General features: G+C 67.6%; 10 protein-coding genes and 1 pseudogene. 7 read left to right on the top strand and 4 right to left on the bottom strand.

The features are described from left to right. On the bottom strand, nt 1-888 hold an 888-nt coding region (locus NKF06_RS18165; protein WP_253246214.1), incomplete at its 3' end, for an ABC transporter ATP-binding protein. 111 nt (nt 889-999) lie between these two features. On the opposite strand from NKF06_RS18165, the gene NKF06_RS18160 reads away from it, so the two are divergent. Beyond that, nucleotides 1000-1254, top strand: a complete 255-nt coding sequence (locus NKF06_RS18160; protein ID WP_058827135.1) for a hypothetical protein — start codon at nt 1000-1002, stop codon at nt 1252-1254. Here the strand turns inward: NKF06_RS18160 and NKF06_RS18155 are convergent. Continuing rightward, nucleotides 1251-2111: a 3-hydroxybutyryl-CoA dehydrogenase gene (locus NKF06_RS18155; RefSeq protein ID WP_253246213.1), complete on the bottom strand. Its 861-nt coding sequence runs from the start codon at nt 2109-2111 to the stop codon at nt 1251-1253. The genes NKF06_RS18160 and NKF06_RS18155 overlap by 4 nt on opposite strands. 124 nt (nt 2112-2235) lie before the next feature. Between NKF06_RS18155 and NKF06_RS18150 the strand changes: the two genes are divergently transcribed. The 4 genes from NKF06_RS18150 to NKF06_RS18135 all read left to right on the top strand — a co-directional run bounded on the left by NKF06_RS18150 (nt 2236) and on the right by NKF06_RS18135 (nt 6872). Then, nucleotides 2236-3174: a helix-hairpin-helix domain-containing protein gene (locus tag NKF06_RS18150; protein WP_253246215.1), complete on the top strand. Its 939-nt coding sequence runs from the start codon at nt 2236-2238 to the stop codon at nt 3172-3174. Between the two features lie 301 nt (nt 3175-3475). After that, complete coding sequence (locus NKF06_RS18145) at nt 3476-4369, top strand: fructose-bisphosphatase class I (protein WP_058827151.1); 894 nt, start codon at nt 3476-3478, stop codon at nt 4367-4369. A gap of 209 nt (nt 4370-4578) precedes the next feature. Then, nucleotides 4579-6324 (top strand): acyl-CoA carboxylase subunit beta, encoded by a 1746-nt coding sequence (locus NKF06_RS18140; RefSeq protein WP_253246212.1) that lies wholly within the window; start codon nt 4579-4581, stop codon nt 6322-6324. A gap of 188 nt (nt 6325-6512) precedes the next feature. After that, entirely contained in the window at nt 6513-6872 is a 360-nt protein-coding gene (locus NKF06_RS18135; protein ID WP_253246211.1) for a DUF5658 family protein, read from the top strand. On the opposite strand, the pseudogene NKF06_RS18130 reads toward NKF06_RS18135, so the two are convergent. Further along, nucleotides 6856-7310, bottom strand: a pseudogene (locus tag NKF06_RS18130) (DoxX family membrane protein). The gene NKF06_RS18135 and the pseudogene NKF06_RS18130 overlap by 17 nt on opposite strands. A gap of 67 nt (nt 7311-7377) precedes the next feature. Then, a complete protein-coding gene (locus tag NKF06_RS18125; RefSeq protein WP_342766461.1) occupies nt 7378-7947 on the bottom strand; it encodes a MaoC family dehydratase in 570 nt (189 codons plus the stop codon). Between the two features lie 127 nt (nt 7948-8074). On the opposite strand from NKF06_RS18125, the gene gdhB reads away from it, so the two are divergent. Beyond that, nucleotides 8075-9361, top strand: a complete 1287-nt coding sequence (gdhB, locus tag NKF06_RS18120; protein ID WP_253246210.1) for a glutamate dehydrogenase GdhB — start codon at nt 8075-8077, stop codon at nt 9359-9361. 51 nt (nt 9362-9412) lie between these two features. Next, nucleotides 9413-9687 (top strand): aldolase/citrate lyase family protein (locus tag NKF06_RS18115; RefSeq protein WP_253246209.1); only part of this gene is annotated, 275 nt, incomplete at its 3' end.

Here is a 9687-nt window from a genome sequence, read left to right as displayed (position 1 = left end):
CGCTTCGCGGGCGAGTCGGAGGAAGATGTCCTCCAGCGACGCCTCGTCGGTTCGGATGTCGGCGACGCGGCCGCCGGCGGCCTCGGCCGCCTCGCGGAGCGACTCGACGGCCGCCATCTCGTCGACGACGGCGACGTGGCGTGCTTCGCCGTCGGCTCCGACCTCGTCGTCCGCGGGCAGGGTCTCCGCGAGCGGGACGGTCGTGAAGACGCGATAGGTCGTCTCGCCGTGTTCCGCGCGAATCTCGGGGACCGTCCCCCGGGCGATGATTTCGCCGCGATTCATGATGACCACGCGGTCGCAGATGGACTCGACGTGAAAGAGGTTGTGCGCGCTGAAGACGACGGTCTTGTCCTCGTCGCGGAGTTCGCGGACGAACTCCAAGACGACGTTCGTCGTCAGGGGGTCGAGGCCGCTGGCCGGTTCGTCGTAGATGAGCAGGTCGGGGTCGTTGACGAGCGACCGGGCGATGGCGACCTTGCGCTTCATTCCCTTCGACATGTCGCCGAGCCGGCGGTCGCGGTACTCGAGGTCGAGGCGGTCGAGCACCGCGCCGGTTCGCTCGTCGGCCACGTCGCGGGGCACGTCGTAGAGGTCGGCGAAGAATCGGAGGTACGACCGCGCGGTCATGTCCTCGTACAGCGGCGACTCCTCGGGGAGAAAGCCGAGCTTGCGCCGCATCGCCGGCTCCTCGGGGTCGTACCCGAGCACCGACGCTGACCCACCGGTCGGTTCGACGAGCCCGGCGAGCATCTTCAGCGTCGTCGTCTTCCCCGCGCCGTTGGGGCCGACGATGCCGAACACCTCGCCCGACTCGACCGAGAAGTCGCTTCCCACGACGGCGGGGAAGTCGCCGTAGGTCTTCCGCAGGTTCTCGACCGTAATCATTGAGAGACCTTCACGCGGGACGGGATAAAAGGGTTCGCGCGGGGTTTCAGGATTGATAGCCTTCCCCTTCGCGGGGCAACAGTTTCGTCTCCCCGGGGCCAAGGTGAGGGTATGCCCGCAGACGACTACCTCTCGCCGTCGTTCGTCCTCTTCGTCGGCGGATTCGTCGCCGCCGTGTTCCTGTTCGGCGCACTCCTCGCCTTCGTCGCCGCCGCCGGCTCGCAGACCGTCGAGGGGCTGGCTGTGGCGCTGGCAGGACTCGGCGGGCTATTTCTCGTCGCGGGGGCCGTCGGTGCCGGAGTGATGCGCTATCGCCGCGGCTCGGGGTCGGCGTCGAAGACGACGGCGGCCGGGGAGCGCCGCTAGTCGTACTCGTAGAAGCCCTTACCCGTCTTCTTCCCGAGGTCGCCCGCCGCGACCTTGCGCTTGAGCAGGTACGCCGGCTTGTAGCGGTCGCCGAGTTCTTCGAACAGCGTCTCGGAGGCGTCCAGACAGATGTCGAGGCCGATGTGGTCCGCGAGGGTGAGCGGCCCCATCGGGACGTTCGTGCCGAGGGTCATGCCGCGGTCGATGTCCTCCTTGGAGGCGACGCCCTCGTCGTAGGCGCGGATGCCCTCGTTGAGCCACGGCATGAGAATGCGGTTGGTGACGAAGCCGGGCTTGTCGTCGGACTCCCACGTCTCCTTGCCGAGGGCCTCCGAAAAGTCGTGGGCGAACGCGACGACCTGGTCGTCGGTCTTCTCGCCGCGGACGACCTCGACGCCCTTCATAATCGGAACGGGGTTCATGAAGTGGAGGCCGACGACGAGTTCGGGGCGCTCGGTCGCGGCCGCAATGGTCGTGATAGAGAGCGTGCTGGTGTTCGTCGCCAGCACGACGCCCTCGGGGACGATGTCGTCGAGGTCGGCGAAGATGTCGCGTTTCACGTCCATGTTCTCGACGGCCGCCTCGACCACGAGGTCGCAGTCCGCGAGGTCCGCGAGTTCGGTCGTTCCCGAAACGCGCCCCTTCGCCGCATCGGCTTCGTCCTCGGTCAGTTTCTCCTTCGAGACGAACCGCGAGAGGCTGTCGTCGATGGCCGACAGGCCGCGCTCGACGTACTCCGTTTCGAGGTCGCGCATGACCACGTCGTAGCCGGCCATCGCGGCCACCTGCGCGATGCCGTTGCCCATCGTTCCCGCGCCGACGACGCCCACCGTGTCGATATCTTCGGTATCGTACATGTCCGGGTCTGCGCGAGGTGGGGAGGTAAAACTTGCCGATGCGTTCGGAATAGTGACAGACTCGTGACTACCACGGGAAGACTCAAGTCGGGCGCAAGAATGGGGATATGCAACGGTGACTGGGGTGAACGACGCCGGCAGACACGACGAAGACGACGCGGGCGGGGACGGAGGGGAAGCCGTCTCGGACGCGCGCCGGAGCGACGGCGAGGGCACGAACTGGGCAACCGAGGCGGACGAGGCGGACGAGGCGGACGAGGGGCCGTCGAATCCCGACGAGGCGCTGACGCACCTGCTCAGACCGCGAGGTGCCCGCGCGAGCGACGCGGTTCCGACCGAGTTGCAGGACCTGAAGTTCGTCGGCCCGGCGACCGCCGAGTCCCTCGCCGAATCGAACATCGACGTGGATGCTATCGTCGACGGCGAGGTGTGCTACCGCGACCTCGTCGCCGCCGGCGCGAACCCCGGCGTGGCGGCGAAGATTCGGCGCTGGCACTCGCTTTCGTGGTCGTTCAACTCCGGCGACGACCTCGACCGACGCTCCTCGCAGGTTCGCGGACTGGGCGACGACGAGCGCGCGTGGGTCGCCGCGAGTTCGGGCGACTGGGATGCGGCTGACCCCGCGGACGAGAGCAACGAGGACTCCGGCGATTGGACCCCTGAGGGCCGGGGCGAAGCGGCGGAGACGAACGGCCCGGCACGGGACGGAGACTGGACGCCATCGGGGTCGGACGACGATGCGGACGACGACGCAGAAGCGCGATCGAAGCCGGCGGCATCGGGGGATTGGACACCGAGCGGGCGGCAGACGACGGGTGCGTCAGCCGACGGGTCGGGAGACGCGCTCGCGGCCGAGGCGGCGTGGCGCGAGCGGTCGAAGCCGAAGCCGCTGACGACGCTCGCGGGCGTCGACGAGGACGACGCGGAACTGCTCGCCGAGGCGGGCGTCCGCTCCGTCAGGCGACTCGCCACCGCGGACCCGGAACACGTCGCCGACGCTCTCCAAATCGACGCGACCGTCGTCAGCGCGTGGAAGGCGCAGGCGCGGGACGCGATGGAGTGAGCACCCCGCCGCGCACCTCCGAATTTTTACTATCTGAGTAGTAATTTTCATTCGGAGAATAATTTGCCGTAATATTTCGTTACGAACCTCATAACGGCCGAATTCGACAATATCTCCTAAGCCACTCTAGGCGCAGCCTTTATATAGGTAGTTACACCACTTTGAATCAGATGATGCCCGGTTCCGACACGGCCGTCGACTCCCCGCAGACGGTATCTCCCACCCCGGCGACGCTCGGGGAACGTTCCCGCTTCGCCGACGATTCACGCCCGACCCGCCGACGCTCCGAGGGGTGGGCCTGATGGCGACGACAGACATCAACACCGCCGACACCGCCCGCGACATGCAGATCATCGACGGCGTGGTCGACGTTATCGCGAGCACCGCGCCAGAGATTCGAACCGGTCTGCCCGGCCGCCGCGTCGCCGCCGAGGACGAGAACCCGAGCGGCGAGACGCAGATGGCCGCCGACGTGTTCGCGGACGACCTCCTCTGTGAACGCATCGGCGCGCTCGAAGGCGTCGGCGAGTACGCCAGCGAAGAGCGCCCTGAGTCCGTCGACGTGGGCACCGGTCGGCTGTCGGTCGCAGTCGACCCGCTCGACGGCTCGTCGAACCTGAAGCCGAACAACACGATGGGGACCATCTTCGCGGTGTACGAGGCCCCGCTGCCGGCCCACGGCCGCGACCTCGTCGCCGCGGGGTACGTCCTCTACGGCCCCGTCATGACGATGATCGTCGCCCGCAACGGGACCGTCGACGAGTACGTTATCCACGACGACGCGAGCCACGAACTCGTCCGCGAGGACGTCACCCTCCCCGACGAGGGGTCGGTGTACGGCTTCGGCGGCCGCGTCCCCGACTGGACCGACGACTTCGAGGCGTTCGCCCGCGAGGTCGAACAGGATCCCTCGCGAAAGCTCCGCTACGGCGGGTCGATGATCGGCGACGTGAACCAGATTCTGACCTACGGCGGCATCTTCGCGTACCCCACGCTGGAGTCCGCGCCCGAGGGCAAACTCCGCGTCCAGTTCGAGGGCTACCCCATCGGCTACGTCATCGAGACGGCTGGCGGCGCGACCTCTGACGGCACGAAGTCGCTCCTCGACGTTGACAAAGACGACCTCCACGCGCGGACCCCGATGTACGTCGGCAACACCGACCTCGTGGCGAAACTCGAAGCGGCGCTGGACTGAACGCGCGGCCGACCCGTCTATTCGCGGGACGAGTCCGCCGACCGTACCGACCACATCGAGCGGACCGAAACGACCGGGCACACTCGTTTTCCGCGGACCAAACAGTCGACAGCCGCGGGTCTCCGTCCAGATAGTCGTCGGCCTCCAACGGACCGGCCGGCAAATCGTGCATGGAAAACCATTTTGAATACGGTGGTGCATCACCGAGTATGAAGGTCAGAATCGGCGACGGCGCGACCGGCGACGAGGCCGAGGCCATCGCCAGCGCGCTGGCGCGACACCTCGGGACGGACGTGAACGTCTTCGTCGGCGACAGCGAGGAGGCCGTCGCGGACGCCGAACCGCCCGCGGACGCCTTCCCGCTGGACGACGACATGGGGCCCACAGAGCGCGAGGAGAAACTCCGCGAGGAGATCGCGGACATCCTCGGCGGCGGCCCCGAGAAGTACAAACAGCGCCTGCCGGAGTCGGGAAAGCTGTTCGTCCGCGACCGCCTCGACCTCTGGTTCCCGGAGGGGCTGAAGTTCGAAGACGGCAAGTTCGCCAACTTCGACTCGTGGCACGAGAACTCCCCCGAGGTCGACGAGGCGGACCCGAACACCCGCCTGCCCGGCGACGGCCTCCTCACGGGGGCCGCCGAGTTCGAGGGCCGCGACCTCCACTTCATGGCCAACGACTTCACCGTCAAGGCCGGGTCGATGGCCCGCCGCGGCGTCGAGAAGTTCCTCCGCATGCAGCAGCGGGCGCTCAAGACGGGGAAGCCGGTGCTCTACCTGATGGACTCCTCGGGCGGTCGTATCGACCAGCAGACCGGCTTCTTCGCCAACCGCGAGGGCATCGGGAAATATTACTACAACCACTCGATGCTCTCGGGGTACGTTCCGCAGATATGCGTCCTCTACGGGCCGTGTATCGCCGGTGCGGCCTACACACCCGTCTTCGCCGACTTCACCATCATGGTCGAGGGAATGTCCGCGATGGCCATCGCCTCGCCGCGCATGGTGAAGATGGTCACCGGCGAGGAGATATCCATGCAGGACCTCGGCGGCGCGCAGATGCACGCCGAAGAGTCCGGCAGCGCCGACCTCGTCGCCCGCGACGAGGCGCACGCCCGCGAACTCGTCTCCCAACTCGTCACCTACCTCCCCGACAAGGCCGGCGAGAAGCCGCCGCGCTCCGAGTCGAAACCGCCGCGGTACTCGCCCGACGGCATCGACGAACTCATCCCCGAGTCGCCGAACCGCCCCTACGACGCCCACGACCTCATCGAGCGCGTCGTCGACGCGGAGTCCGTGTTCGAACTGAAGCCCGACTACGGCAAGGAAATCGTCACCGCGTTCGCCCGCATCGACGGCCGGCCGGTCGGCATCGTCGCCAACCAGCCCACGGAGCGGTCGGGAGCCATCTTCCCCGACGCTGCCGAGAAGGCCGCGGAGTTCATCTGGACCTGCGACGCCTACGAGATTCCGCTCCTCTACCTCTGTGACACGCCCGGCTTCATGGCCGGGTCGCAGGTCGAAAAGGACGCCATCTTGGAGAAGGGCAAGAAGTTCATCTACGCCACGTCGTCGGCGACGGTGCCCAAACAGACCGTCATCGTGCGGAAGGCCTACGGCGCGGGCATCTACGCCATGGGCGGCCCCGCCTACGACCCGGAAAGCGTCATCGCGCTCCCCTCGGGCGAAATCGGCATCATGGGCCCCGAAGCGGCCATCAACGCGGTCTACGCGAACAAGCTCGCCGACGTCGACGACCCCGAGGAGCGGGCGCGGATGGAAGACGAACTCCGCGAGGAGTACCGCGAGGACATCGACGCCCACCGGATGGCGAGCGAGGTCGTCATCGACGAAATCGTCCCGCCGTCGAACCTCCGCGACGAACTCGTCGCCCGCTTCGAGTTCTACGCCGACGTGGACAAGTCGCTCCCGGACAAGAAGCACGGAACGGTGCTCTGAGCCGACTCGACGGTTAATGCTCCGTTTTTCCGGCGGGTAATCTCACGGTAACTGACCTAAGCGGTTCGTACTGAGGACGGTCGGGGTGCTACAGACCTCATCGTCGGCCGACTCCCGTTCCGCCCCACTCGAACCCACCCGACCCGTCACGTCCCGGCTTCGGGGCCGTCGCCTGCCGATAGCCCGCCATGAGCCACGAAGTCCCCCTTCCCGAGACGCCCCGAGCGGCACTCGCACACGCGATAAGCGACGAGCACGTCCTCTGGACCGTGACGATGCTGGCGTTCGTCCTCGACGTGTTGACGACGCTCTACGGGCTCGGCCGGGGCCTCGCCGAACTGAATCCCGTGGTCCTCGCGCTCATCCCCGCGTTCGGGCCGATGGGCGCGCTCATCTCGCTGAAACTCGTCGTCCTCGCGGTCGCGGTCGTCGCGTGGCATGTCCTCCCCAGCCGCTACCGTGGCGCGATTCCAATCGGCGTGGCCGTCCCGTGGGGCGTCGCCGGGCTGATGAACACCCAGCTCATCCTCGTCACGGTGTTCGGGTAGGCCGCCGGAGCGACTCGACCAAGACGGCCCACGCGAGCCCCGCGAGCCCGATGTCGCGGGCGAGCACGTCGCCGAACAGCCCGCCTTCCGCGACGAAGACGACCGCGAGATAGAGACACGTCGCCGACAGCGAGACGGCGGCGACAGCGCTCGCGAGGGCGGTGTAGCGGTCGGCGACGATGGCCGCGCCGAAGCCGACTTCGAGGACGCCGTTTACGAGCATGAACGTCACCAGGGAGACGACGAGCAGCGGCGCGAGCCACGGACGACGTAGGCCGACCACGAAAGCGGGTCCAGAAGCTTGTGGACGCCCGCGGCGAACACCATCGCGCCGAGGCCGACCCGGGCGACGGTCATCGGGTCGGGTGCGCGGGCGGCGGCGGAGGCGGCCCAGTCGGCGACCGACGCGGTCCGCGCGGAGAGGCCGTCGAAATCCATGTCCGGCCTAGCGACGCCGGGGAGAAAACGGTGCGGGTGGGCGGGGAGGCCGGAACGGTCCGCCGACTCAGGCGTCGTCGGGGTCGGCGTCGTCGTCAGCGGCGAACTCGCGTTTCAGCGACAGCGCCGTCCGCTCGAACTCGCAGACGAGGTCGTCGTCCTGATTGAACACTTCCACTTTCATCGTCACCACGCCGCGCTCGCCGTCGGAGGTCTCGCGCTTGTCGAGGACGGTCGTCTGCGCCCGGAGCGTGTCGCCGTGGAACACCGGGTTCGGGTGGGACACGTCGTCGTAGCTGAGGTTCGCCACGATGGTCCCGTCGGTCGTGTCGGGAACCGAGAGACCGACCGCGAGGCTCATCGTGTAGAGGCCGTTGACCAGTCGCTCGCCGAACTGCGAGTCGACCGCGAACTCGGCGTCGAGGTGGAGCGGTTGCTGGTTCATCGTCATGTCGCAGAAGCGCTGGTTGTCCGACTCCGAGACGGTGCGGCGCTTTTCGTGTTCGATGGTCCGGCCGACCTCGAACTCCTCGTAGTACAGACCGGTCATGGTGAATCGTGTGACAGACCGTGATAAAACCGTGCCGGTCGGCCGTACTGTGTGACAACTATTGCCCCGAGCGAAACCAGATAACAATCATTATAATTATCCACAATAGAGGATTGCGAAAGCGCCCGATGGCGACCGATTCGACGGTCGCAGCGGGCGCGGGACAGCGCGTCTGTCTCCCGGCTCAGCCGGCATCCGCCCGGCACGAACCAACATGGCATCCGCAGCACCATCAACCGCGACGGACGACGAACCGACGGAAGAGACAGCCCTCGAGACGGCCCGCCGGCAGCTCGAACGCGCGGCGGCGCACCTCGACGTCGACCCCGGCGTCATCGAGCGGCTCCGACACCCGAATCAGGTCCACCGCGTCTCGGTGCCCCTCGAACGCGACGACGGCTCGACCGCGGTCTACACCGGCTACCGCGCCCAGCACGACAGCGTCCGCGGGCCGTACAAAGGCGGCCTCCGGTTCCACCCCGGCGTGACCGAAGCCGAGTGCATCGGACTCTCGATGTGGATGACGTGGAAGTGCGCCGTGATGGACCTCCCGTTCGGCGGCGGGAAAGGCGGCATCGTCGTCGACCCCAAGGACCTCTCGACCGACGAGAAAGAGCGACTCACCCGCCGGTTCGCAGAGGAGCTTCGGCCCTTCATCGGCCCCACGAAGGACATCCCCGCGCCCGACATGGGCACCGACGCCCAGACGATGGCGTGGTTCATGGACGCCTACTCGATGCAGGAAGGCGAGACGACGCCCGGCGTCGTGACGGGCAAGCCGCCGGTCGTCGGCGGGAGCAAGGGCCGCGACACCGCGCCCGGCCGCTCCGTCGCCATCGTCACCCGCGAAGCCATCGACTTCTACGACTGGGACATCGAAGACACCACCGTCGCGGTACAGGGGTTCGGTTCGGTCGGCGCGCCCGCCGCGCGACTCCTCGACGACGAGGGCGCGACGGTTGTCGCCGTCTCCGACGTGAACGGGGCTATCTACGACCCCGACGGCCTCGACACCCGCGACGTGCCGACCCACGAAGAAGAACCCGAGGCGGTCATGAAGTACGACGCGCCGCGGAAGCTCTCGAACGAGGAACTCCTCGAACTCGACGTTGACGTGCTCATCCCCGCCGCTGTCGGCAACGTCCTGACCGCCGAGAACGCCCGCGACGTGCAGGCGAGCCTCATCGTCGAGGGCGCGAACGGCCCGACCACGTCGGCCGCGGGCGAAATCTTCGAGGCACGCGAGCTTCCGGTCGTCCCCGACATCCTCGCCAACGCCGGCGGCGTCACCGTCTCGTACTTCGAGTGGTTGCAGGACCTCAACCACCGCTCGTGGTCGCTTGAACGCGTCCACGACGAACTGGAGACCGAGATGCTCCGCGCGTGGGACGCCGTCCGCGAGCGGGTCGAGGAACACGACGTGACGTGGCGCGACGCCGCCTACATGGTCGCGCTCGAACGCGTCTCCGAGGCTCACGAACACCGCGGCCTCTGGCCCTGAGCCGGGTCGCCGACGAGTCGATATTTCACCGTTCCCCTCGATACACACACTATGCCCCGACGCAGCGTTTTGTTCTCCCCCGGCGACCGACCCGAGCTACTGCGGAAAGCCCCCGGTGCGGGCGCTGACGTACTCGTCTTCGACCTCGAAGACGCCGTCTCGCCCGACAGGAAAGCCGAGGCTCGGGAGACCGTCGCCGCGGTCCTCTCGGAGCCCGACTTCGACCCCGACGCCGAGGTCGCGGTCCGCGTCAACCCCGGCGACGCCGGGCGCGACGACATCGCCGCCGTCTGCACCGCCCACCCGCCGGACGCGCTGGTCGTCCC

Origin of the sequence: Haloferax sp. AB510, assembly GCF_024136985.1 — an archaeon.
Lineage (GTDB): Archaea > Halobacteriota > Halobacteria > Halobacteriales > Haloferacaceae > Haloferax.
The sequence above is the reverse complement of the archived record's forward strand: the minus strand, read 5'-3'. Positions and strand labels throughout refer to the sequence as shown.

Bases quoted from the DNA above. Each gene is read 5' to 3' on its own strand.
- NKF06_RS18155 (WP_253246213.1), bottom strand. From the start codon at position 2,111: ATGTACGATACCGAAGATATCGACACGGTGGGCGTCGTCGGCGCGGGA.
- NKF06_RS18135 (WP_253246211.1), top strand. From the start codon at position 6,513: ATGAGCCACGAAGTCCCCCTTCCCGAGACGCCCCGAGCGGCACTCGCA.
- NKF06_RS18140 (WP_253246212.1), top strand. From the start codon at position 4,579: ATGAAGGTCAGAATCGGCGACGGCGCGACCGGCGACGAGGCCGAGGCC.
- gdhB (WP_253246210.1), top strand. From the start codon at position 8,075: ATGGCATCCGCAGCACCATCAACCGCGACGGACGACGAACCGACGGAA.
- NKF06_RS18145 (WP_058827151.1), top strand. From the start codon at position 3,476: ATGGCGACGACAGACATCAACACCGCCGACACCGCCCGCGACATGCAG.
- NKF06_RS18160 (WP_058827135.1), top strand. From the start codon at position 1,000: ATGCCCGCAGACGACTACCTCTCGCCGTCGTTCGTCCTCTTCGTCGGC.